At 39.0% G+C, this 24,392-nt stretch carries 22 protein-coding genes; 13 read left to right on the top strand and 9 right to left on the bottom strand.

Annotation, left to right across the window (positions count from 1 at the left end; genetic code table 11):
• Nucleotides 1-233 precede the first annotated feature (233 nt).
• The gene (locus I6F49_RS16470; RefSeq protein WP_197181355.1) at nucleotides 234-992 is read left to right on the top strand and encodes a HesA/MoeB/ThiF family protein; all 759 of its coding nucleotides are present in this window, start codon (nucleotides 234-236) and stop codon (nucleotides 990-992) included.
• Here the strand turns inward: I6F49_RS16470 and I6F49_RS16465 are convergent, their stop codons facing one another.
• The 3 genes from I6F49_RS16465 to modA are packed head-to-tail and all read right to left on the bottom strand — an operon-like array spanning nucleotide 993 to nucleotide 3,439.
• Nucleotides 993-2,021: an ATP-binding cassette domain-containing protein gene (locus I6F49_RS16465; RefSeq protein WP_197181354.1), complete on the bottom strand. Its 1,029-nt coding sequence runs from the start codon at nucleotides 2,019-2,021 to the stop codon at nucleotides 993-995.
• A gap of 1 nt (nucleotide 2,022) precedes the next feature.
• Nucleotides 2,023-2,700, bottom strand: a complete 678-nt coding sequence (gene modB / locus I6F49_RS16460) for a molybdate ABC transporter permease subunit (RefSeq protein WP_197181353.1) — start codon at nucleotides 2,698-2,700, stop codon at nucleotides 2,023-2,025.
• On the bottom strand, nucleotides 2,687-3,439 hold the full coding sequence (modA, locus tag I6F49_RS16455) for a molybdate ABC transporter substrate-binding protein (protein WP_197181352.1): 753 nt from the start codon (nucleotides 3,437-3,439) through the stop codon (nucleotides 2,687-2,689). Before modA ends, modB begins: the two co-directional genes overlap by 14 nt.
• Before the next feature lie 45 nt (nucleotides 3,440-3,484).
• On the opposite strand from modA, the gene moeA reads away from it, so the two are divergent.
• Nucleotides 3,485-4,702 carry a molybdopterin molybdotransferase MoeA gene (moeA, locus tag I6F49_RS16450; RefSeq protein WP_197181351.1) on the top strand — a complete coding sequence of 406 codons (1,218 nt, stop codon included), beginning with the start codon at nucleotides 3,485-3,487 and terminating at the stop codon, nucleotides 4,700-4,702.
• A gap of 71 nt (nucleotides 4,703-4,773) precedes the next feature.
• Here moeA and I6F49_RS16445 read toward each other — a convergent pair whose 3' ends face one another.
• Both I6F49_RS16445 and I6F49_RS16440 read right to left on the bottom strand, forming a co-directional pair.
• Nucleotides 4,774-5,220 (bottom strand): hypothetical protein, encoded by a 447-nt coding sequence (locus I6F49_RS16445; protein ID WP_197181350.1) that lies wholly within the window; start codon nucleotides 5,218-5,220, stop codon nucleotides 4,774-4,776.
• A gap of 369 nt (nucleotides 5,221-5,589) precedes the next feature.
• A complete protein-coding gene (locus I6F49_RS16440; protein WP_197181349.1) occupies nucleotides 5,590-7,014 on the bottom strand; it encodes a sodium-dependent transporter in 1,425 nt (474 codons plus the stop codon).
• Between the two features lie 189 nt (nucleotides 7,015-7,203).
• On the opposite strand from I6F49_RS16440, the gene I6F49_RS16435 reads away from it, so the two are divergent.
• The 6 genes from I6F49_RS16435 to I6F49_RS16410 all read left to right on the top strand — a co-directional run bounded on the left by I6F49_RS16435 (nucleotide 7,204) and on the right by I6F49_RS16410 (nucleotide 11,531).
• The gene (locus I6F49_RS16435) at nucleotides 7,204-7,506 is read left to right on the top strand and encodes a YciI family protein (RefSeq protein WP_197181348.1); all 303 of its coding nucleotides are present in this window, start codon (nucleotides 7,204-7,206) and stop codon (nucleotides 7,504-7,506) included.
• 162 nt (nucleotides 7,507-7,668) lie between these two features.
• Complete coding sequence (locus I6F49_RS16430) at nucleotides 7,669-7,926, top strand: PepSY domain-containing protein (RefSeq protein WP_197181347.1); 258 nt, start codon at nucleotides 7,669-7,671, stop codon at nucleotides 7,924-7,926.
• A gap of 2 nt (nucleotides 7,927-7,928) precedes the next feature.
• On the top strand, nucleotides 7,929-8,603 hold the full coding sequence (locus I6F49_RS16425; RefSeq protein WP_007375447.1) for a response regulator transcription factor: 675 nt from the start codon (nucleotides 7,929-7,931) through the stop codon (nucleotides 8,601-8,603).
• Nucleotides 8,597-9,943 carry an ATP-binding protein gene (locus I6F49_RS16420; RefSeq protein WP_197181346.1) on the top strand — a complete coding sequence of 449 codons (1,347 nt, stop codon included), beginning with the start codon at nucleotides 8,597-8,599 and terminating at the stop codon, nucleotides 9,941-9,943. The genes I6F49_RS16425 and I6F49_RS16420 overlap by 7 nt, the downstream gene beginning before the upstream one ends.
• Nucleotides 9,930-10,340 carry a hypothetical protein gene (locus I6F49_RS16415; RefSeq protein ID WP_197181345.1) on the top strand — a complete coding sequence of 137 codons (411 nt, stop codon included), beginning with the start codon at nucleotides 9,930-9,932 and terminating at the stop codon, nucleotides 10,338-10,340. Before I6F49_RS16420 ends, I6F49_RS16415 begins: the two co-directional genes overlap by 14 nt.
• Nucleotides 10,341-10,451: 111 nt before the next feature.
• Nucleotides 10,452-11,531, top strand: a complete 1,080-nt coding sequence (locus I6F49_RS16410; RefSeq protein ID WP_197181344.1) for a flavin monoamine oxidase family protein — start codon at nucleotides 10,452-10,454, stop codon at nucleotides 11,529-11,531.
• 69 nt (nucleotides 11,532-11,600) lie between these two features.
• Here the strand turns inward: I6F49_RS16410 and I6F49_RS16405 are convergent, their stop codons facing one another.
• Nucleotides 11,601-12,638 carry an AI-2E family transporter gene (locus I6F49_RS16405; protein ID WP_197181343.1) on the bottom strand — a complete coding sequence of 346 codons (1,038 nt, stop codon included), beginning with the start codon at nucleotides 12,636-12,638 and terminating at the stop codon, nucleotides 11,601-11,603.
• A 170-nt stretch (nucleotides 12,639-12,808) separates the two neighbouring features.
• Here I6F49_RS16405 and I6F49_RS16400 point away from each other — a divergent pair, with 170 nt between their 5' ends.
• Nucleotides 12,809-13,699 (top strand): TIGR01777 family oxidoreductase, encoded by an 891-nt coding sequence (locus I6F49_RS16400; RefSeq protein ID WP_197181342.1) that lies wholly within the window; start codon nucleotides 12,809-12,811, stop codon nucleotides 13,697-13,699.
• Nucleotides 13,700-13,854: 155 nt separating this feature from the next.
• The gene (locus tag I6F49_RS16395) at nucleotides 13,855-15,018 is read left to right on the top strand and encodes a GGDEF domain-containing protein (RefSeq protein WP_197181341.1); all 1,164 of its coding nucleotides are present in this window, start codon (nucleotides 13,855-13,857) and stop codon (nucleotides 15,016-15,018) included.
• Between the two features lie 395 nt (nucleotides 15,019-15,413).
• Here the strand turns inward: I6F49_RS16395 and I6F49_RS16390 are convergent, their stop codons facing one another.
• Nucleotides 15,414-16,082, bottom strand: a complete 669-nt coding sequence (locus tag I6F49_RS16390; RefSeq protein ID WP_197181340.1) for a DUF2987 domain-containing protein — start codon at nucleotides 16,080-16,082, stop codon at nucleotides 15,414-15,416.
• On the bottom strand, nucleotides 16,075-16,881 hold the full coding sequence (locus I6F49_RS16385) for a glucosaminidase domain-containing protein (protein ID WP_197181339.1): 807 nt from the start codon (nucleotides 16,879-16,881) through the stop codon (nucleotides 16,075-16,077). Before I6F49_RS16385 ends, I6F49_RS16390 begins: the two co-directional genes overlap by 8 nt.
• Nucleotides 16,882-17,129: 248 nt before the next feature.
• Here I6F49_RS16385 and I6F49_RS16380 point away from each other — a divergent pair, with 248 nt between their 5' ends.
• Nucleotides 17,130-18,422, top strand: a complete 1,293-nt coding sequence (locus tag I6F49_RS16380; RefSeq protein WP_197181338.1) for an anti-phage deoxyguanosine triphosphatase — start codon at nucleotides 17,130-17,132, stop codon at nucleotides 18,420-18,422.
• Between the two features lie 92 nt (nucleotides 18,423-18,514).
• On the opposite strand, the gene I6F49_RS16375 is transcribed toward I6F49_RS16380, so the two are convergent.
• Nucleotides 18,515-20,671, bottom strand: coding sequence for a prolyl oligopeptidase family serine peptidase (locus I6F49_RS16375; protein ID WP_197181337.1), 2,157 nt, complete (start codon nucleotides 20,669-20,671; stop codon nucleotides 18,515-18,517).
• A gap of 164 nt (nucleotides 20,672-20,835) precedes the next feature.
• Between I6F49_RS16375 and I6F49_RS16370 the strand changes: the two genes are divergently transcribed.
• Together I6F49_RS16370 and I6F49_RS16365 are read left to right on the top strand one after the other, a co-directional pair.
• Nucleotides 20,836-21,150 carry a DUF962 domain-containing protein gene (locus tag I6F49_RS16370; RefSeq protein WP_165727728.1) on the top strand — a complete coding sequence of 105 codons (315 nt, stop codon included), beginning with the start codon at nucleotides 20,836-20,838 and terminating at the stop codon, nucleotides 21,148-21,150.
• Between the two features lie 506 nt (nucleotides 21,151-21,656).
• A complete protein-coding gene (locus I6F49_RS16365) occupies nucleotides 21,657-24,224 on the top strand; it encodes a TonB-dependent receptor plug domain-containing protein (RefSeq protein ID WP_197181336.1) in 2,568 nt (855 codons plus the stop codon).
• Nucleotides 24,225-24,392 lie beyond the last annotated feature (168 nt).

The raw sequence follows: 24,392 nt of genomic DNA, 5'->3' as shown, positions 1-24,392 counted from the left end.
AGTAGTGGCCCAATGTTTGTTAAATTTTAGTTAACCCAACTTAGCAATTACTGAGCCACTAATTAAAAACCATAATTTTCAGTTGGTTATAGGTATTTACTGTTTTGATACGTTATAGTTGCACTATATGAGTGAGAGGCTCTGGGTTGTTAGAGTGCAAATAAAAAGCGTTACCACTTGCTCTTGGATTTAACAAATTGGTATTGTTTATAAAAAGTATGAGAAGCTAAAAAATGCAAAAATCACCGTTAACTTACCAGCAGCAACTGCGCTACTCTCGGCACATTATGCTCCCGCAGCTTGATATAGACGGACAAGAGAAAATATGGCAATCGCATGCTTTAATTATTGGTGTAGGAGGGCTTGGGTGTGCGGTGAGTCAGTACTTAGCGGCATCTGGCGTTGGCACGCTTACCTTAGTTGATAACGATGAAATAGACGTAACCAACCTGCAAAGGCAAATACTGTATAAAGAAAGTGATATCGGTAGCTCAAAATGCAGTGCCGCTAAAAAACAGCTCAGCGCGCTTAATAGTGAAATAGACATAAATACCATTGAGGAATTTTTTGATGAAAATACGTCTATCTATCCTCTATTTAATAACATTGATATAGTAATTGATTGCTCAGATAACCTAGCAACGCGCAATGCACTAAATAGCGCGTGTTTTAACGCTAAAGTACCGTTGGTTTCGGGCTCTGCAATACGTATGGAAGGACAAGTCGCGTGTTTTACTATGGATGGAAACAGCCATTGCTATGGTTGTTTATCGCAATTTTTTAGTGAACAAACACAAAGCTGCTCTGAATCTGGCGTGCTCTCCCCTATTGTGGGGCTAATTGGGAGTATTCAGGCGACTGAAACGCTAAAAATGCTTGCTGGTTTGCCAAGTGGTTTAGACAATCATTTATTGCTGGTGGATGGTTTAAGCATGGAATTTAATCGTTTTAAAATAGCTAAAAACAGTCAATGTGCGGTGTGCAACGTTTAGTTATTCTAAATTATGGATTGTTGTATAAAGCACATCACCCACTTTAAAGTCGTTTTTGTCCCACACTCGCCTTGATGCCAGGCAATACAGTGTTTGCCCATCTACATTAAGCGTTAACTGCCACTTATTATTAATAAGCTCAGCCTGAGTTAACACCGACCTTAAAACATTACTGTGCGTTGTTTGCTCAGGCTTTAACGCACTAAACGACATTTGCTCACTTTCTATAATTAGCTTATTACTGCTATCTACAAGTGCGGGGAGCACATAAAGTAGCTGCTCACTATTTAGTAATTGCAGTTGATATAGTCCGTAGTCTTCATCAAATTTAACCACATCGTAATTAATTAAGCTCAGCGGTGTTTGCCTATCGTTTGCATAAATAGCTTTTGCAACGTGTGCACTCGCACCTTGGTTTATCACCTTACCTTTATCTAGCTGAATAAGGGTATCGCAGCAAAATAGCAGCTCTTTTAATGAGTGACTTACAACTATAAATTTAATATTAAACTTAACGGCAATCTCATTAAGCTTAGTGAGTGTTTTAAAACGCAATGACCAATCAAGCGCGCTAAAAGGCTCATCAAGCATTATAAATTTTTGACCGGCAAGTAAAGTGCGCGCAAATACTACACGTTGGCGTTCGCCGCCCGATAAGCTTTGTACATCGCGGTTTAGTAGGTCTTGTAATTCAAGCGTTTTAACAACGTATTGTAGCGTTAAGCTGGTTTGTTTATTACCGCAGTGTTTTTGTGTAAACGCTAAATTACCTGCCACATCTAAGTGAGGAAACAACGGGCACGATTGCAACTGAAGCGTTATACCGCGTTTATCGCTTGGCAGCTCATGCACTGGCTGATTATTTATATAAACACTTTTTGCAGGCTCTAAACCACTAATACAACGCAGTAATGTTGACTTACCCGAGCCAGAAGGTCCGTAAACACCGAGAACATTAAACGACTCAAGCTCAAGGTTTATATCTAAATCAAAATTATTGAGTGTTTTAAAAAGGCTTAACTTAATCATGTTATTGCTTAACCCCTACAATGCTTTTATTAAACTTAAATAACAGCACTAAACAGGCAAACGAAATAGCCAGTAAAATAAGTGAAAGCTGATGCGCCGCCGTATAATTTAACGATTCAACATGGTCGTAAAGCGCAATAGACACCACCTGTGTTTGTCCCTGAATATTACCGCCAATCATTAATACCAAACCAAACTCACCCAATGTATGCGCAAAACCTAAAGCAAATGCGCTACCAATACTGGGTTTTAAAAGCGGAATAATTAAATGCACAAAGCGTTTAAACGGGCTTAACCCAAGCGCAATTGCCGCTTCGTTGTAAGTTTGATTAATATGCTTAAACCCAGCCACAAGTGGCTGCATTACAAAAGGCAGTGAGTAAAAAAGCGAGCCAATAACCACGCCCTGAAAACTAAACGCAAGCTGTGTACCCGTTAGCCAAAACCAAAACTGCCCAAAAGCGTGATCAGGCGAAAATAAAACAAGTAAATAAAACCCTAATAACGTAGGCGGTAGCACTAAAGGCATTGCAATTAATGCCTCTAAAAATGGTTTAAATTTACCGTTATAGCCAGCGAGCTTGTAAGCCACCGGAATACAAAAAACTAGAAGGAGTACTGCGGTTATAAAGGCAAGTTTTATAGTTAACCACAGCGCGCTTAAATCACTTTGAAGCATTGTTGTCCTTTATTCTGTAACCTAATTCAATTAACTGCTGCTGCGTAGCCTGCGTCATTAAAAATTGCATAAGTTGCTTAGCGCTAGCGAGTTTTTTAGTCGACTTAATAATAACACCTTGTTGAATTATATCGGGATATTGATTTGTAGGCAGCACGGTGTAATCTAAATATTTTTGATCTTGCGTGTTACTGTACGCTGCCTTTAGTGATGAAACAGCCACCAGCCCTATTCCTACATTACCACTTTCAACAAATTGAAAAGCATGCGTAATATTATTACCGTACACATAATTTACTGGCTTTTTAAAATGGTTATTCGCATAGTGCTCTGAGGCACGCCCGTATGGTGAAAAACGAGGATTAGCAATGGCTACTTTATCATTTACTTTTTCAGCTTTGGGTTGCCACAAAGCAAGTTCGCCTAACGCGTAAGTGATTAAGCTACTTTGCTCGGCATAGCCTTCTTTAATAAGCGATTGCGGTCGAAAATCGTCAGCCGATAAAAACACATCAAATGGTGCGCCATGCACTATTTGCGAATATAAAACACCGCTAGAAGCGGCTGATATTTTAACGTCGACATTAGGTAATGGAGAGTTTTTTAGCAGGGTTTGCAATACAGTTTTAAAATTACTCGCTACGGCTACTTGCAGCGTTTCTTTTGCGTTTACGCTGCACGAAAGCATGCATACCACACACAAAAAATAACCCAACCATGTATTGTAAAGCTTTGACATTATAAGTATTGTTTCAAAATAAAATGATTTAAGTAAGCAATATATATGAACGATGTTTGCAATGCACCCGGTTTATTGCCAATTGAAACTGCAATACAAAATATACTTAGCGTAATAACACCTGTTAAAGACGTTGAAACCATCACTATAATGCAAAGCGTTGATCGCGTTTTAGCGAGCGATGTTAAATCAACTATAAACGTACCCGCTCATAACAACTCTGCAATGGATGGCTATGCGCTGTGTATTTCAGATAAAAGCTTAACCTATACACAAGTAGGTAGCGTGTTTGCGGGTCAAGTTTTTGAAGAAACGCTTACCCCAGGGCAATGCGTAAGAATAATGACCGGCGCCGCCATTGCACCAGGCGCTAACGGCGTTGCAATGCAAGAAAGCGCCTCGGTTGATGGCGATAAAATTACGTTTACTGCGCAACCTGAGCTAAATGAAAACGTGCGTTTTGCTGGCGAAGATATTGCAATCGACGATATTATTTTAAAAGCAGGTGATAAATTAAAAGCCGTTGATGTGGGGTTACTTGCATCTTTGGGAATTGCCAATATAGACGTGGTAAGAACCCTAAAAATAGCCGTGCTTTCTACAGGCGATGAGCTAATAGAACCTGGTCAGCCTCTTAAACAAGGCGCTATTTTTGAAAGCAACCGCGCTGTTATTATCAGCGCCATGCAACAAAAAAATATCGACGTGATTGATTTAGGGATTATCCCTGATAACAAAGAACTCATTACCAATGCATTTTTAAAAGCAAACGAACTTGCCGATGCCGTAATAAGCTCAGGCGGTGTATCAGTTGGTGAAGCCGACTTTACTAAAGAAGTGCTTAACGAAATTGGCGACATTCACTTTTGGAAAATAGCCATGAAACCAGGCAAACCTTTTGCCTTTGGTAAATTAAGTAATAGTTACTTTTTTGGCTTGCCAGGTAACCCTGTGTCGGCTGCTGTGACGTTTAATCAGTTGGTAGAGCCTGCACTGCAAAAGCTCTCTGGTCATGGCGAAGTAAACCCTAAAATGCGCTTTAACGCTGTTACTACATCCGTTATTAAAAAGCGCCCAGGAAGAGCTGATTTTCAGCGAGGTACTGCAACAATTAACGAGCAAGGTGACTTAGTAGTTGCCCCGTTTAATAAACAGGGCTCGGGTGTACTTTCGTCGCTTAGTAAAGCGAACTGCTTAATTGTAGTGCCAGCACAAAGCGGCAATATCGAAAAAGGCGCAACAGTCAGTATTGAGTTTTTATAAAGTATTGAGGTGTTATAAAGCCTAAAATGCTACAGCTAACTGTATAATTTAGCTGTAGCGCTATGTAGACCTTAAAATATTTTTATATTTAATGTTTGAATTAAACAATTTAACTTTTCGCTACGTCCTACAAATTCTTCTTTACTCAATCTATTAACACACTTAAGCGCATTTTTAGTTGCAAAGTATCTATCGTAACTTAGGCTTCGTTCGCATTTAACACTATACGTTGAGGGCCAAGAGCCACCGGCGCCTGTTGCTATTCCAACAACATTACATGTAGCATCTATATAGTGCTCCCATGCTGTTATTTGCGCTTTAACGGCATCTACTTGGTAATCGTCGTTTAGTTGTAGGTAGATTTCATCCATCATTTTACTGATTTTAGTTTTGTATCTATTGCCCTCTAAATTATAAGTAATGCCAGTGTACATTGCACCGCCTTCAGGCCAATCATCAGCGCTTTGTGCAAATGCGCCAAATGATGAAATAGCAAAAGCAATAATAATCTTATTCACTTTAAATCCCTTTAATACCAATCTGCTTATATATGGGGTCTATTTAACGTTGAGAAAATTACGCTAGAACTAGGCAAAAATTTTTGTATCTAGTTGTTCNAGAAAATTACGCTAGAACTAGGCAAAAATTTTTGTATCTAGTTGTTCTCGGCAATTGCTCCCTGCATTGCTCTACCTCCTGCATCCATGCAGTCGTAAATAAAAAATTTTTAACGACGTTATAGTGCAATTTAATTCGTTAAATTGATCAAAGATTTATGCAGGTTGGTATAATAGTTACCAGATACCTGAAAAAAACGCTCATAAAAAATGCCGCTAAGCTTAACTGAGCGGCATTATATTATTCAATAAGCTTTTAAAGAGGTCTATTTAAAAACCAAATATTTTTAAATCAAAAAACTTAGTCGCCACTGTATTTATAAATATCACAGCTAGAATGACAGGAATAAACGTTGAAAGTGAAAAGTTAACGTACTTTTCCATCAAGCTTCCCGCATAATTAGGCGAACCTAAGCTTAGCTCTTGCGTTAAGCGTGCTTTTTTCCAGCGGTACATTACAAACAAACACACCATTAAGCCATTAAGCGGTAAAATTGTGTCGTAAAATACATCAACAATAATATCAAAAAAGCTCTTATTAACGCCGCCATAACTGGTGAACGAAGTAAGGCTGTCAATCATACCAAACGACATTGTACATAAAATAGTAAGTACACCGGTTGAAAGTGTAAGGATGCCCAATGCTTTTTTACGGCTAATACCTTTACGGTCACTTAGTGTTGCTGTCGGTACTTCTACTATTGAAACAAGTGAAGTAATCGCTGCAAAAAATACTAATAAGAAGAATGAGAACGCAACAATAGACGCACCTACATAGCCAATATCATTTTGCAGTGCTAGTAATATTTTAGGTAGGTATACAAAAATCATTGATACAGACGAGTCAGAAAGTGCTGATGGGTCTGTGTTTGGATCAAAGCTAAATATAGCGGGCAACACCATTAGGCCCGCTACAAACGCAACGAGTGAGTCTGTAATAGCGACCATTTTAGCGCTACTTACAATGTCATCTTTTTTAGAAATGTATGACGCGTAAGTCATTAATATACCCATACCCAGCGATAGCGAGAAAAACGCTTGGCTTAATGCGCCATTAAGTACACTTGCACTCATCTTAGAAAAATCAGGAATAATGTAGTATTTAACACCGGCCATTGCGTTATCAAGCGTTAATACATAAGTAACTAAGGCAAGTAGCATGAAAAGTAAGGCTGGCATTAAAAATTTAGCGGCTTTTTCTATGCCTTGTTTAACACCACCTAACAAAATTAAGTTAACAATAATAACCACAACGGCCATATAGCCAAACACAGTGTAACTATTAATAAAAACACCAAAGTGGCCAGGATCTGCAAGTAAATCTAAATTACCGAGGCCTGTTTGCGTTAAGTAACCAAAAATCCAAACCGTAATTACCATATAAAACACAGCAATCATAAATGGTGTAAGCACCGCTAAAAAACCTGCTAGCTTCCATTTTTTATCGTTATTAGATAATAGTTTGTACGAACCAAGTGGATCTTTTTGAGCGTTACGACCCATTGCCATTTCAGCCATCATGACTGGCAAACAAATGAACACGACAAATAAAGCGTAAATTAATAAAAATGCGCCACCACCATTTTTGGTAGCAGAAACCGGAAAACCAACTAAATTACCAATGCCAACAGCCGAACCTGCCGCTGCCATTATGAATCCGAGACGGGAACTAAATCGTTCTCTATTATCGCTCATGCGTAAAACCTTTTTATTATTTTGTATATTTCAGCGACTCTACCAGTGTTACACAGAGATTTTCAAGCAATTACAGCTTAAAAATAAAATCGAAGTGTAAACCTGTGTAAATACGCTTTTAATTCACCAATTTTCAACGCTGTGATAGTATTGCGTTAATCAAATTTAACAATTTTTATGAGATTCCTTATGTTGTACATGATTCACTCAACAGACGTTGAAAACAGCTTAGAGTTTAGAAAAGCAGCACGCCCGGCACATTTAGCACGCCTTAGTGAGCTTGATTCACAAAACCGTTTACTTACCGCAGGTCCGTTTCCGGCAGTTGATAGTGAAGACCCTCAGGAAGCAGGTTTTACCGGTTCATTAGTTGTTGCTGAGTTTGAATCAATTGAAGCAGCTCGAGAATGGGCAGCAGCAGATCCATATGTTGCCGCTGGCGTATATGAAAATACAGTTGTTAAACCTTTTAAAAAGGTGTTCCCTGCTTAAAAGTGTATTAAACCCTAAGAGCGTGTGTTGCACTGTAATTCAGGGTTTGTTCACAAGATTTTAATTAAAATTACTGAGATAAAAGCGAATTTAGCGTTTTTACTTGAATTTTAGTAACTTAGTTAATTAAACTAAGTGAGTCTGGTCTAGGAGTTTTCCATTATGCGCATATTATTAAGCCTCGGTTTTATTGCTTGTGTTAGCTTAGCTAACTTTGCTCAAGCAGCAACCGCCACCCAAGCATCTCATGCTCAGGTGGACAAAAAGAAAGCCGTAATACTCGCAAAGAAAACAATTGGTGGTAAGACCTTAAAAATCACCGAAAAAACAGATTTTTATACCGTACGAATACTTAAATCTGACGGCCACGTCGTTGATTTACATATAAATAAAAAAACCGGCGAAGTGAAAAAGGATTAAAAATGCGAATTTTAGTTATTGAAGACGATTTACATTTAGCAGACAACCTACGTAATGCTTTAGAAAAAGAACGTTACAGCGTGGACTTATGCCACGACGGTGAAGCAGGTCTTTTCCACATTACAGAATACCCGCTTGATATGGCCGTAGTTGATTTAGGTTTACCTAAAATAGACGGTATTGAGCTAATTAATAAAGCACGTGCACAAGGCATTACTATCCCTATTTTAATCTTAACAGCGCGCGATCGCTGGCAGGATAAAGTAGAAGGTTTAGATGCAGGTGCAGATGACTACCTTACAAAACCATTTCATGTTGAAGAACTCATTGCACGTTGTAATGCATTAATTCGTCGCAGTGCGGGTAAAGCAAATCCTGAAATGACTGCGGGTCCAATTAAAATTCATACACGTTCACAGCAAGTATGGGTTGATGATAAAGAACTTAGCCTTACAGCTTACGAATATAAAGTACTTGAATACTTAATGGTAAATCCTCAAAAAGTAATTTCTAAATCAGAACTTACTGAGCATATTTACGACCAAGATTTCGACCTTGATTCAAACGTAATTGAAGTATTTGTACTGCGCTTGCGTAAAAAGCTTGACCCTGAAGGCGTACTAAACCCAGTAGAAACACTACGTGGGCGTGGTTACAGGCTTAAAAGCCAGTGGTAATACCGCAAATATCGTTAAAAATAAGGCAAGGATTTATCCTTGTCTTTGTTTTATTAGTCGCACTCCCTATCTTATTTTATTCAATTGGCAAAGCGTATTACGCTTCACTTGTTGATGCGACAGAAAAAACCCTCGAAGCACAGCTTTACTCGCTAATATCTGAAATCGACTTTACTGAGCATGGTATTATTATGCCCAGCACTATCTTAGCGCCTGAGTTAAACAGATTAAATTCAGATACCTACGCAATGATTTATCGTGACGACGATCCTATTTGGAATTCAGAGTCGGCTGTAAATTTAAACTATGTACCACAGCAAATAGAAGCCAAGGCAGGTGCCGCCGACTTCAGGCGCGTGGAGTATAATAATACCGCGTACTGGCAACTTAGCCTGACTGTAATTTTAAACAACATAGATCAATCAGAACAAGCCCGCTTCATATTAGTTAAACGTAACGACGCGCTACTTCGTTTAATGGATGGCTTTAAGCAAACCCTTGTAGATTGGATGTTTATCATGGGGATTGCAATTGCAGGCCTGATGGCGATTGGTTTCATTTGGAGCGCTCGCCCACTCCAACGACTCGATAAAGAAATAAAAGCGATTGAATCGGGTGATATTCAAGAAATTAAAGGCCTCTACCCTGTAGAGCTGCAAACAATAAAAGCAGATCTAAACTTATTGTTAGAGTCGCAACAGCGCCAAAAGGAACGCTACAGAGCCTCATTAAGCGACCTTGCTCATGCACTTAAAACACCGCTTGCGGTATTAAAATCAAGTCCATTGGCAAACGATGCCGATGCACAAGAACAACTCGACCGCATTAATGTGATGATCGAGCACCAATTAAAACGTGCTGCAACAGGTGCATCAGACACGTGGAAAAAACAAACGCCTATTAAACCAGTACTCGATTCAATACTCAGTGCTATGGCCAAAGTATATCGTGATAAAGATATTATTTTTAACTGCTCTGTCACCGAAAAAGATTACTTTTTAGGTGACCAAACAGATTTAATGGAATTGCTTGGTAACTTGATTGATAACGCCTGTAAAGCGTGTCGCTCACAAGTAGAAATACAAGTAATACAAGTAATACAAAGTAAAACTTTGTGTATTGGAATTAGCGATGATGGCCCCGGCGTGCCAGAGGATAAACGTGAATCTTTACTTACACGTGGTACTCGCCTCGATACATACGAAAGCGGACACGGCGTAGGCATGGCGATTGTATCTGACTTAGTTAAGTCGTATAACGGGACACTTACCATTACCGATGCTGATAACTTAGCCGGCGCTCAATTTATCTTAGAGTTTAATTACAATGACAAAAAGTAACTATTTATTAAAACTAACTGCCATTGTGCTATTAACTACAAGCCAGTACAGCTTTGCAGATGAGGCATGTACTTTAGCTGCTAAAGCAACAACCGATGAAGCTAAGCGGTATATTCAATGCCTAGATGCCCAAATTGATAAAGCAAAGCAAGTACAAGGAAGTTGGATATTAAAGCGTAAATTTGAGCTAACAAAATCAGAAGAAAGCACAGGAAACACTCAGGTACTGCCATTATTCCGGCGCAGTATTAAAAATAACGAAAAGTACCTAGAAAGTGCCTGCCAATGGCGCTACTTAATAAAACTTCCTAATGCGACATCAGCAGCAATTAGCTATAAACTCTGTGAAATTGAGCTTATAAATCAATTTACAGAATCACTAAAACACCCATTTTAACTAAACCAATTAGCTAAGTTGTTTTGCACACCCTCAGCTCTGCTTGACAAAATACTCATATCAAAACAAACTATCTACTAGTAGATTGCTAAATAACTAATAGGTAATAAAATGACTAATCCAGTAATTATTATAGGTGGCGGGCTTGCTGGCTTATACAGTGCATACAAGCTGCAACTACTTAATATTCCTTATTTATTACTAGAAGCTAAATCGCAGTTAGGCGGCAGAATTTTAGCCGCACCATCACAAATAAATAGCGATGTTAGTTTTGATTTGGGTCCTACGTGGATATTCCCCCACCAGCCAAAAATTCAAACTTTAGTAAAGTCACTCCACTTAAGTATATTTGAGCAATACAACAAAGGTGATGTGTTATATCAAGCACCTAACGCCAAGCAGCCTCAACAAATTGCAGGTGCTGGAGATATGCAGTTATTTAGGCTTAAGCACGGCATGAATACCTTAATAACGGCCTTGTATGAGCAACTTAATCCAGATTCAGTGCTGGTAGATCACAGCGTCACTGAGCTTAAAAAAGGTGATAATAACTGGCAAATTACGGTTAATCACTTGGGTAATATAAAACACTTTACTACTGAAAAACTAATTTCAGCAATTCCTGCTCGTATGATTACAACACACTTAACACCTGAACTATGGGCGACTCCAACGCTCATAAACCGCCTTAGTAGTGTACCTACATGGATGGCAGGACAAGCCAAATTTATAGCTACTTTTGAACATGCATTTTGGCGTGATAAAAACTTATCAGGGCAATGCTTTAGTCGCGTAGGCCCAATGGTCGAAATTCACGATGCCAGTGCTGAAGATGGCAATTACGCCGCATTATTTGGCTTTATAGGTGTGCCCTACTTATCACGAAACCAAATAACTAAAGAGCAATTAATTCAAGCATGTGCACAGCAGCTTAGCTACTTTTATGGTAAAGATGCTGAAAAGGCAACGGGGTATTTTATTAAAGACTGGGCAAACGATAAATTTGTAGCTAATAGAGACGATCAAACTCAACCTTCGCAGCACCCAGAATTTGATTTTTCAGGCTTAGATGAGCAATTAAGTAACCTCAATATTCATTTTGTAGCGAGTGAGTTCGCAAAACAAGAAGCAGGATATTTAGAAGGCGCAATAAACGCGGTGGATGACGCTATTAAATTGTTTGTTAATTAATAGCTCTATATTTACTGATAACTTAACCATCAAGGGCTTTAATTTTACAGCCCTTGATGGTTATAAATGCTAGTTATTTTTAGCAACGTCTTCGCCACTGCCTAGTAGAGTGGCAACCCACTTACCTTCAGCACTGGCTTCTAAGCCTATTTTTACAATCATCGTTAATGGCACAGATAAAAGCATACCCACAGTACCTAATAACCAGCCCCAAAATATTAATGATAAAAATACCACTAGCGTTGAAAGACCCAGCCCTTTGCCCAAAAACTTAGGCTCTACAATATTGCCCATTACTGTATTTATTGTTAAATAACCTGCAGCAACCAAACCCGCAATTAACGGGCCTTGAGTAATAAGCGCAAGTAATACAGCCGGTACAGCCGCAATAATTGACCCAATATTTGGAATGTAATTGAACATAAATGCCAATACCCCCCACAGCACAAAGTAGTCAACGTCTAAAATCCATAAGTAAAACGCAGCAATAATACCCGTACCTAAACTTACTAGTGTTTTAATTGCCAAATATGAATTAATAGACTCTAAAAAGCGGTCAATTTGCTTCATTTTGCTATCGGGATCTTCAAGTGCCATGTGTATTTTTTTGCCCAGCATTGGCCCTTCAAACAACATAAAAATAACGGTTAAAATAATTAAAAACATGTTTGCCATTACGCCACCTAAACCGGTGAGCATATTAGTGGCTACATCAACCATTTTACCTGGGTCGAACATATTGATTAACTGTTCTTTATTAATCAGTATGTTGTATTGAGATGCTAAATCTACCAGCCATACAAATTCTTCTTTGAGTTGTGTTTTATACTCAGGAAGTTGCTGCGAAAAATCATTTATAGATTGCCCTACAAGCCCGCCAAGGCTTACACCTAAGCCAACTATAATAAGCACCACCAACATAACTGCAATGCCTTTGGGGATCCGGTAACGCCCGAAAAATTTGATAAGCGGATTACAAATAATGGCTATAAACGCCGCCAAAATAAACGGAATAATAATGACACTTGCCGCTTTTATCCCCGCGAGTACGACTACCAAGGAAGCAAAAACGATTAAGCTTTTATTTACTCCAGTTAAACTTGCCAATTTATTAATCCTTTTATTAACTATATCGCTTTAGTGTAAGGCAAAAGGTAATTAAATGAAATAATTACGAAGTGATCATAAAAGCCTATCTCACGTATAAATTTGCAAAGCTGTTTGCTGGCGAGTATGTTTTTTAATCACTTGCTACTATTTTATTGTAAGGATTAATAATGCATATATTTGTTACTGGCGCGACTGGGTTAATTGGTAAGCACTTATGCCCTTTTTTACTTCATCACAATAGCGTTACTGTACTTAGCCGTAATCCGAGTAAAGCAAACGTATTATTGGGTCATAAAGTAAAAGCCGTAAGCGATATTACTGAGGTAGATTTTAATACCGTTGATATTGTTATTAACCTTGCTGGCGAGCCTATTGTAAATAAGCGTTGGAGCGACAAACAAAAGCAAATAATACGCGATAGCCGTATTGGTGTTACACAACAAATTAGTGAAGCTATTAAAGCTTGTAGCACTGCTCCGCACACTTATATATCTGGAAGCGCCGTTGGGTTTTATGGTCGACAAAATAGTAACCCTATTGATGAAACCTTTAAAAACTCACATAACGAATTTAGCCACCAGCTTTGTAAAGACTGGGAAAATGCAGCGCTACTCGCGCAATCAGAACAAACTAGAGTGTGCCTTTTGCGCACCGGTATTGTGTTAGCCAAAAAAGGGGGAGCATTGAGTAAAATGCTACCTGCTTTTAAATTGTGTTTAGGCGGCCCAATTGGTAACGGGGAGCAAGGTATGTCGTGGATACACATCGAAGATATGATTCAGCTAATACTCTTTATTATTAAGCACCCTGAAATATCTGGTCCTGTTAACGCAACTGCGCCAAACCCTGTGAGCAATGCTCAATTTAGTAAAAGTTTAGGCGAGGCCTTATCTCGCCCTGCATTTATTACTATGCCCACCGCTGTACTTAAACTATTAATGGGTGAAATGTCAGACTTATTAACAACGGGGCAATTTGTAGTCCCAAATAAGGCGCAAGCTCATGATTATCGCTTTCACCATCCTGATATTAAATCAGCTTTAGAGAGTTTGGTTTAGCGGACGTTAATAATTGTTAAGTTAAAATCCTTTCCAAATTAAGTATATGGGTAAATTACTACTTTTTACCCATATTTACCTTTGAACATTAATACATAATAATTAGCAAGTTTTCCACCCCGACTATGCCTACCTTTAATAAAAGAGAACCTTAAATGCTACACCTGCCTACAGTGATCAGTCTCTCTTTCATTCTTAACGTACTAATAGGGTTGTTTTTTTTATCCGTACACAACTTTAAAAAGCAAACATCATTTTTATTATTTGGCCTAGCATGTATTACATTTGCGTTTGCCGAGTTACTAGCTTGTTTAAAATTAGTGATTGATTTCCCCTTTGTTACGCACTATTTGGCAGATATTTTTATATTACTAAGCCCATTTTTAATTATTGTTGGATTACATAAATACAAACACAGCAAACCATTAAACTTAGTCCCTCTGTATTATTTGCTTGGCTTTACAGCGCTGACCTTACTGCCGATATACCCTTATTCAGCAGGGCAAATGCTAACTAGTTTTATTATTTCGGGCTTGTATCTTTACTCAGCTTACATTATTAAAAGTATGAGTTTTGTAGCAACGTTGCAGAAAAAAGCGCTTGTTGTGTGCTTTTTAATTCATACCATTTTAATGCTCACACAAACAGCATTACTCGCAATTCCTTACCTTAGTGCTAATTCAGCTAATTACCTTGAATCATTACAATTTATTTTAAGTAGCCATTTAATTTTAGCTACTTGCAGCGCACTAATATTACCGTATCTGCTGGCTTCAAATACCGAACATACACTCTCAAGCCTAGCTAACACCGACACGCTCAGCAAATTACTTAACCGCCGTGGCTTTTTTACAAAGAGTAAAGAAGCACTAAGTAACCCTAAAAATGCAAACAAAAATGTATCTGTTATTTTGCTCGATATTGATTTTTTCAAACGTGTAAACGATCAGTTTGGCCACGAAACAGGCGATCAGGCAATTAAGTGGATATCTCAACATATTAAAGAACAGTTTTTAAGTGTAGGTATTAGTGCCCGAATTGGCGGAGAAGAATTTGCTATTTTACTGCCAGACTACAGCCTAAGTGCAGCAAAAAATGATGCCGAACAACTAAGAAAAAACATAAGTACCCAGCCTTTTTACCATGACGAACAACATATAAGTCTTTCGGTAAGCGCTGGGGTGAGTAATGCACTTAATGGTGAAGCCACAATAAAAGAGCTACTTGCCCAAGCAGATAAACGCCTTTACTTTGCCAAAGAAACAGGCCGAGACAAAGTAGTCACCTTTGATGAGAAAAGCTTATTAATGCAAAACTGAAGGCTGGGGCATGTTGATCTTTGGTGGTTTAATTTTCAGCAGACTATTTTGTATTTAGGCAAAGCTGGGCCTATGTAGTGTAGTTGTTCCTCATAAATAGCCGGTAACGCGGCATAAATGCCAAACATTCGCTGCCCTTTAAGTTCTTTCTAGGGACGATTAACTCTTTATTGCCTATACGGGATGGCATAGGTAAGTAAGAGATGTGAGCAGGACGTAGGAGCCGTTACCGAGCCATGAGGTTACAAACCTCGCGCCGCGATTAAATAGTCCCTAGATTGAACAAATTTCAATCCACAAAGATCAATACGCCCTAAACATTGAGTGCTAAATTTGGTATAAAAAAAGCGGCTACATGCCGCTTTTTATATGTAAGCTACTTAGCTAAACGCTGATCACTTAACAATCCAAGGCGTTACTTTAATAACGTTCGATATATCGCCAAGCACTGCGCTATCATCTTCCCAGCTATCTTCAACTGCAAAATAACACACTGACTTTTCACACGTTATGCTTTTATCATCAAATTGCATTGGGCTTTTAAATGTAACTGCTACGCCCTTTTGCTCTGGTAATAAAAACCACATTAACTTGCTTACAAAAAAGCCCGACAAATCAGTTAACAACTCATCAAGTTCTTCGTTAATGGTATATAACGACTGCTTTGAAAACGCTAAACCTTCAAGTTCGTTTGCTTCTATTTGTAACTTTAATTGGCAATCGTGTACAGGGTTTTGCGGCTCTACTACAATGACCGCTTTATCTGTATCAAGCTGCTTATCGAACGGCAATAGTAATTGTGCTTTATCGGTAAAGTTAAGTGGATACTCGTTTCTTTCGGTTAAAATAGTACCGCTTTTAATCGCACATGTTTCATTAGTACCAATATCACTAATGTAAAAGTTAACTCGCGCATATTGAAAGTCACCTTTGTTAACAATTTTTAAGCGGTCGTAAAAACCGTCATACGACATCACAAATTCTCTCGCATTTACATTAAACGCACTAATGCTCAGCAGTACTAACACAATAGCGTTGGTAGAATTAAAAATGTATTTATTCATCAAAGTAGGCTCTATTTTGGCTAATCATTGTGTTTAACTCTTCTATATACGCTTCACCGCGCTCAGAGTAAGACATTAAACCATGTGTAAGTTCAGTCGCTAAAATTGGTTTTTGCTCAAGACGTAAGTTTTCACGTATTGCGCGCAAATCTTTATAAGCAGGATGCGTATTTATGTTTTTAAAGTAAGAGTTTATAGCAGCTCTTACCGATTTAAACGCAGCAACTTCGTGCGCAGCCCCGCTATTACGGCGTTTTGGCACCATGCCACAACCTTTTGTGTAACACCACTGACCAAAAAAGTTAAGGCCAATACGTGCAAAACGTGATGTGCCCCACGCAGATTCATTTGCAGCTTGCATAAGCGCTAATTCTTTAGGAATTATATCAACACGGCGCAATGCTTGCGTAAGTATTAGCGTATCAACCGTGGTTGGTAAGTCATACGACTTTAAAATTTTAGCAATATCTTTGCTTTGCTTTTTTTCTAAAGGTAATTCGTTTTGTAGCATCATGCGTGCTATTTCGAGCTTAGCGCGTTGCTGTAGTATTTTTTTATTTTCGGCTTCAACGTGCGGACGAATAAAGCTAAAAAATGCATGTTTTTTTTCTTTTACATCACTAAATTCTGAAAACTTTGGCAGTTTTACATTATGTAATGGTTTTTCTTTTTTCTTCACTTTTGTTGTTTGCTCTGACGTTTGCTCATCCTGATCAACGTCGTCACTTTGCATAAACGGATACGCAAGTGCCCATACGAAAAACACGGTTAGTAAAAGTTTAAAAATCGTTTTTAACATGTATTCTCTCTTTGAAACAACAACTATGCATGGTTTATACACAAGCATACGAAGGCGCATTATACCTAAGCCACTTTATAAACGCGAATAACTGGGGTTTGATGACCTTTTACGGTTGAGTTTTCAGCAGTGTATTTGAATTTTAGATAAAACAGAGCCTATATAGTGCATTTGTTCATTCGCAATTTATAAGTCCATGGGTATACTGAGCAAAGTTTAATAATATTAACTATGTGTGAGTAAGCAGTATGGATAAACAATGGCAAAGCCGAATAATAGAGCAATATAAACATCGTCCTAACGATAATCGCTCGCCGTGGCAGGTCGATCGTTCGCGTATTATTCATGCCGCTGCATTTAGGCGTTTGCAAGCAAAAACCCAAATTATGGGTATTGGCCTAAACGACTTTTATCGCACTCGCCTTACCCACTCTTTAGAAGTATCGCAAATTGGTACTGGCATATTGCGCCACTTAAAAGCGCAACATAGCGACTTTACGCACTTTCCATCAACCGGACTGCTAGAAACACTGTGTTTGGCGCACGATATTGGCCATCCACCCTTTGGCCATGGTGGTGAAATAGCGCTAAATTACATGATGCGCGATCACGGTGGTTTTGAAGGTAACGCACAAACACTGCGCATAGTTGCAAAACTTGAGCCCTACAGTAACGGGCACGGTATGAACCTAACTCGTCGTACTTTATTAGGTTTTATAAAATACCCCGCGTTTATTAATACGCTTTGGCATACCATTCCCAACGATACAACCGGTCGTGCATTTATAAAAGCAGATGATTGGCGACCTGCCAAAGGGTTGTACAACGACGATACAGCCATATTCAATTGGATAGTAGAACCACTAAGTCAAAACGATAAAACATTGTTAGGTAAACATGCCGCTATTGATAAGTACCGCGCTAAAACAACGTATAAATCGCTCGACAGCGCCATAATGGAACACGCCGACGATATAGCGTATGCGGTACACGACTTAGAAGATGCCATTGCAACCCATGTACTTACATTAGACGATTGGCAAACTCATGCTCTACCTCATTTAAAAGCGCTTAACTTTGACTGGTTAAACACCATGCTTGAATCGCTCACTCTGCGTTTGTTTTCAAAAAATGACTTTGAGCGAAAAGATGCCATAGGTGAGCTGGTTAATACCTTTATTATTCATATACATTTGGATATTCAAAATGATGCCTTTGAATGCCCTATTTTAAAGTACACCGCTAAATTAGATGCCCAATACGACAGTGTATTGCAAATACTTAAGCATTTTGTGTTTCAACGTTTAATACGCGACCCCGAAATGCAACAAATTGAGTTTAAAGGCCAAAATTTACTAATAGAGTTATTTACAGCATTTGCGAGCGATCCGCTGCGTTTATTGCCCGAAACCACACAAGCACAATACATAGAAGCCGAAAAACAAAATCAAGGGATGCGTATAATTTGCGATTATTTAAGCGGAATGACCGACGAATACGCCTATAAAACATATCAACGATTGTTTTCACCTATGCAGTAGCTAACTAGCAAACATTAAAAAGGCCGAGTAAATTTAATTTACTCGGCCTTTTTTCTTTAACTATGTAATTTTAAATAGTTAGTTAAATGTTTTTATAATGACTCTACGCCCATGTTATATAAGGTAAAACCAAATATATCAGCGTACTGCTCAATCGTTTTACTCGTTGGTGTACCTGCGCCATGCCCCGCATTAGTTTCTATGCGAATAAGCGTTGGATTATTACCTGTTTGCTTTGCTTGAAGCTCAGCTGCAAACTTAAACGAATGTGAAGGGACAACGCGGTCATCATGATCGCCAGTTGTGATCATAGTAGCTGGATACTCAACACCTGCTTTTACATTATGAAGTGGTGAATAACCTTTAATGTATTCAAACATTTCTTTGCTTTGCTCACTGGTACCGTAGTCGTATGCCCAACCAGCGCCCGCAGTGAATGTATGGTAGCGTAGCATATCAAGTACGCCTACAGCAGGTAGAGCCACCTGAAATAAGTCTGGGCGCTGCGTCATCACTGCACCAACTAACAAGCCACCATTAGATCCACCGCGAAGTGCTAAGCGCTTTTTAGACGTGTACTTTTTATCTTTTAAATACTCAGCAGCCGCAATAAAGTCGTCAAACACATTTTGCTTTTGCAATTTAGTGCCGGCATTGTGCCAGTCTTTACCGTACTCACCACCACCGCGAATATTAGCAACGGCGTACACACCACCTTGCTCAAGCCATACTGCATTAACGGGGCTAAAGCTTGGCGTTAAACTAATATTAAAACCACCGTAACCGTATAAAATAGTAGGGTTTGAACCATCAAGCTTAATGCCTGTTTTATAGGTAATTACCATCGGTATTTTAGTACCGTCTTTTGAGGTGTAAAACACTTGCTCAGACGTGTAATCATCGCTATTAAAATCAATAGCCGACTTACGATAAACACCCGATTCACCCGTAGCTACATCAAACGTATAAGTAGTACCTGGTGTTTTGTAGTTAGTGAACGAATAATAAAGCGTTGTTTGATCTTTTTTACCGCCAAAACCACGTGCAGTACCCACGCCTGGTAATGTAATTTCGCGAATTAGCTCACCTTTTTTGTTGTACTGTTTTACCTGCGAAATCGCATCAACCATGTAGTTGGCAAAAAAGGTATCGCCACCTTTTGTAAGGTTTAGTACGTTTTTGGTTTCAGGAATTAAATCTTCCCAATTTTCAGGGCTTGGGTTACTTGCATCAACCGTCACTACTTTTTTGTTTGGTGCATTGAGGTTAGTAACTAAAAACAGCTTGCTGCCTTCGTTATCAATAACTGATGTATCTGAATCAGTATTTCCAACAACCGTTACAAACTCACTGTTTTCTTTTGTTAGATCTTTTATAAACAGCTTATTGCCTGAGGTAGACGTACTTGCCGAAATAAGTAGGTAGTGGCCGTCATGGGTTACATCAGCGCCTACATAGCGATGTTTTTGCTCATCAGTTTCACCAAATACAACACTATCAGCAGACTGTGCAGTACCTAGCTTATGGTAATACGCTTTATGCTGATCTGTTTTAGCCGAAAGTTCACTCCCTTTAGGTTTTTCGTAACTTGAATAATAAAAACCTTCGTTGCCAAGCCACTCTATGCCACTAAATTTAACGTCAACAAGCGCTTCTTCAACTTGCTCTTTGGTATGTACATCAATAACAATAATTTTACGCCAGTCGCTACCACCTTCAGATATTTGATACGCGAGTAATGACCCATCTTTTGAAAACGATAAACCCGACATAGACGTCGTGCCATCGTCACTAAACTTGTTTGGATCTAAAAATACTTCAACGTCGCCGCCATCTTTACTGCGGTACAAAACATATTGATTTTGCAGGCCATCGTTTTTATAAAAATAGGTGTAATCGCCTTCAGTAAAAGGAGCGCCTATTTTTTCGTAGTTCATTAGTTTTTCAAGGCGCTGCTTTAACTTATCGCGATAAGGTATTTGTTCTAAATAAGAAAACGTTAAATTGTTTTGCGTTTTAACCCAATCGGCAGTTTCGCTGCTCATGTCATCTTCAAGCCAACGATATGGGTCGCTAACCGCTTCTTCAAAGTAGGTGTCTACGATATCGCCTTTTTTTGTTTCTGGGTATATAACTGCGTTAACTTGCTTCATTGGTGCTTTTACTTCTTCTTGAGTTACCGTATTAGTTGGCTCTGAACAGCCGCTAAGCGCTACAATTACAGCACATGCTAGAGTGTGTTTAAACATCCTGAGTTCCATTCTTATTTATTAATAGTGCACCTAAGTTATTAACTTTTAGCCCTTTTGTCTATTTAGATGCGTTAAGCACCATTTATCGCTGTAAACAAATGTAAACTTACGCTTTAATAGCACGACCCTCATTAAAATAAAAAACAATAAAAGAGCACACTATGCAAAGTACAAACCTCACGTTTAAAAGCTTTAAAGCCTTCTACCCTTATTATTTAAAAGAGCACCGCAACGTGATTTGCCGCCGCTTACATTTTATAGGAAGTACACTTGTTCTTGCTGTAATCGCAATAGCATTAATAAAACAACAATACAGTCTATTGTGGCTATTACCTGTTATTGGATATGGGTTTGCGTGGATCGGGCATTTCTTTTTTGAAAAAAACCGCCCTGCTACTTTTAAACACCCTTTTTACAGTTTATGGGGAGATTGGGTAATGTTTAAAGATATGCTTGTTGGAAAAATTAAATTTTAACACTATTTTTAGCACTCTTTTTTTATACCAATTGCTTATAAAAACAAAATTGTTTCATGTTTTAAAGTATAGGTTCTAATAAATAGGACATAAAATATAAAACGCCCATAAAATGTTAATTTAATTAACATTTGATGAGTGGCTTTATCTTTTTCTTTTTTAGTAATACTTGTAACTTAATACCTACCTAGTCACAGCCCAATAGAAACGCCTTCATACTCGTAATTAGTTAAAACCATCAATCTCATCTTACCAGTTAATTAAACGTTAAATTTAACTTTTGAATATAATTCATTACCCATCAATTACTTAGCAATCACCTTCGCTATATAACTAAAACAATGGTCATTATAAAAAACAATCAAATGTAATTATAAAAACACCTAAATTAATTGAATGTTATTCAATTGACTGACTTTGTTAATTAAGTATATGTTTGAGGTAACAAAAAATTTAATTTTTTTGTACAAAACTAAAATAATTCAATGGGTATGGGGAAATACAGCATGAATAGAAAACCGTTATTTAAATTACAGCAATCGGTACCACAAATATTACTCGCAATGAGCGCGTCTGCTGCACTACTTGGTTCGCTCTGCGTAAATGCTGCAGAGCAAGACACTAAAGCAGAAGAAAACATCGAACAAATAAGCGTAATTGGCTCTCGCCGATTAGGCCGTACAGTAGAAGACAGCGCAGTACCCATCGATATAATTGGTGCAGATGCACTTAAAAACTCAGGCTTTACTGAAACGAATGCCCTGCTTAGCAGTTTATTACCCAGCTTTAACTTCCCACAAGCATCACTTACTGATGGCAGCGATCATGTACGCCCCGCTCAGCTTCGTGGCTTAGCACCCGATCACACCTTAGTGCTTGTTAATGGTAAGCGCCGCCACAGCAACGCATTACTTAACTTAAATGGCTCAACGGGTCGTGGTTCATCATCGGTTGACTTAAATGCGATACCTGCAAATGCTATTGCCCGCATTGAAGTATTACGTGATGGTGCAGCAGCCCAGTATGGTTCTGACGCTATAGCCGGTGTTATTAATATTGTGCTTAAAAGTGCCAGCAGCGGTGGCTCAGTGGCGGCTATATATGGCGCTAACGTAACCGAAATGGACGGTGTGCCACAGCTAAAATCAGTATCTGAAGGCAGTGATGGTAATTTAGCCTTTACCGAAGGGGGCGATCGTTCATTAACCGACGGTCAAACTTTAACGCTACAAGGTAATATGGGTTTTGAACTGGGTGAAAATGGCTTTTTAAACATTTCGACCGAATACCGCGACCGCCACTCTACAAACCGTTCAGACTATGACCAACGTGAAAACTACGCTCGATTAGAGGATGGCTCACTCGACCCTCGTGAACTCACAGTAAACCGTTACAATCATAACTTTGGTAATGGTGATGTAGAAGATTTCTCTGTTTTTTATAACTCAGCTCTACAACTCACTACCGATGCTGAACTCTATTCATTTGGTTCTTATTCTAAACGTGAAGGTGAAGGCGGTGGCTTTTATCGCCGTGCAAGCGACAGCCGAAACATAGAAGAAGTTTATCCTGATGGCTTTTTACCTGTGATCACCTCAGACATAAACGACTTTTCATTAGCGCTTGGCGTTAAAGGTTTTGTAAGTGAATGGAATTACGATGTATCGGCAGTGTATGGTCAAGATGCGTTTGAGTTTGGTGTTATAAATAGCTTAAATACATCATACGGCCCGACTAGCCAAACAAGCTTTGATGCCGGTACCCTGACTTACGATCAGCTTACTTTAAACGTAGATTTTAATCGCGAAGTAGACGTCAGCTTTTTAGAAAGCTCGGTAAATGTCGCTGTAGGTGCTGAGTATCGTCGTGAAGGCTATCAAATAGATGCCGGCGAAGAAGCTTCATACGCACAAGGATCATTTGGCCCTGGTGGCGTGGTTACTGGTGAGGATGGCCCATTTGGCGCTGCCGGCGCACAAGTATTTCCAGGCTTTACCCCAGAATCTGAAGGTGACAACAGCCGCCACAATGTTAGCTTTTACATAGATTTAGAAACTTACCTCACAGATGATTGGAACATAGCTGTTGCAGCGCGTTACGAGGATTACTCTGATTTTGGCGATACGCTCAATGGTAAAATTGCAACGCGATATTCGCTCACTGAAGATTTAGCCATTCGTGCATCGGCATCGACAGGTTTTAGAGCACCTTCTTTGCAGCAGCAATACTTTACCTCAGTAGCCACTGTATTTGTTGATGGCGAACCAACCGAAACCGGCACTTTTGCACCGGGTAGCGATGTAGCCAAAGCACTGGGCTCACCTGGTCTTGATGCAGAGGAAGCCACTAACTACGGCGTTGGTTTTACATGGTCTACCGACTTTAACTTCAGCTTATCGGTTGATTACTACCAAATATTAATTGATGATCGCATTGTGTTATCAAACAACTTATCGGGTGCTGCAATTGCCGATTTACTTCAAGGAACAGGCGCTAACCAAGGTCGTTTCTTCTTAAATGCAATTGACAGTAAAACACGTGGTGTAGATGTGGTTGCCTCTTATAATGTGGCAACTGATGGTTACGGCGATATAGCCTTTAACTTAGGTTATAACTACGGTAAAAATGAAGTAACCAATATCATCGATCCACCAGCTGAGCTACAAGGCGCAGGGTTCGATCAAGACAACTTGTTTTCAGGCACTGAGTTGCGTCGTTTTGAAGTAAGCACACCACGTAATAAGTACAACTTAAGCGCAATATGGACTAACGACGATATACGTACCACGCTTAGAACTACGCGTTACGGTGAAACTCAAGATCCATCATCAACGGCTGAACTAAATGAAGTGCTAAAACCAAAATGGATCACCGACCTAGATGTCGCCTACTCGCTTACTGAAAACGTATCGCTGAGCGTAGGTGCAAATAACATTTTTGATGTTTACCCAGATGCAACCCGTGAAAATGTTGACGATGTAACAACCTTCTCACGTTTATTTGCTTACTCTAGCTTCTCACCATACGGATTTAACGGACGCTACGTGTACGGCAAAATAGAAATGACATTTTAAGCACCAAACATGGCACAAAGCATTAAAAATACAAAAGCCACCTAATCGGTTAACACCATTCAGTTAAGCATGTTTTGACTTAATGGTGTACCGAGTTTTTGAAATTCGAACGGTCCTACTTTTGGGCCGTTTTCTTTTTTCTGGAAGAATATAACGTTTCACTCGTTC

This window comes from Pseudoalteromonas sp. SWN166 (genome assembly GCF_015864485.1).
GTDB lineage: Bacteria > Pseudomonadota > Gammaproteobacteria > Enterobacterales > Alteromonadaceae > Pseudoalteromonas.
This window is presented reverse-complemented; position numbering and strand designations above follow the sequence as displayed.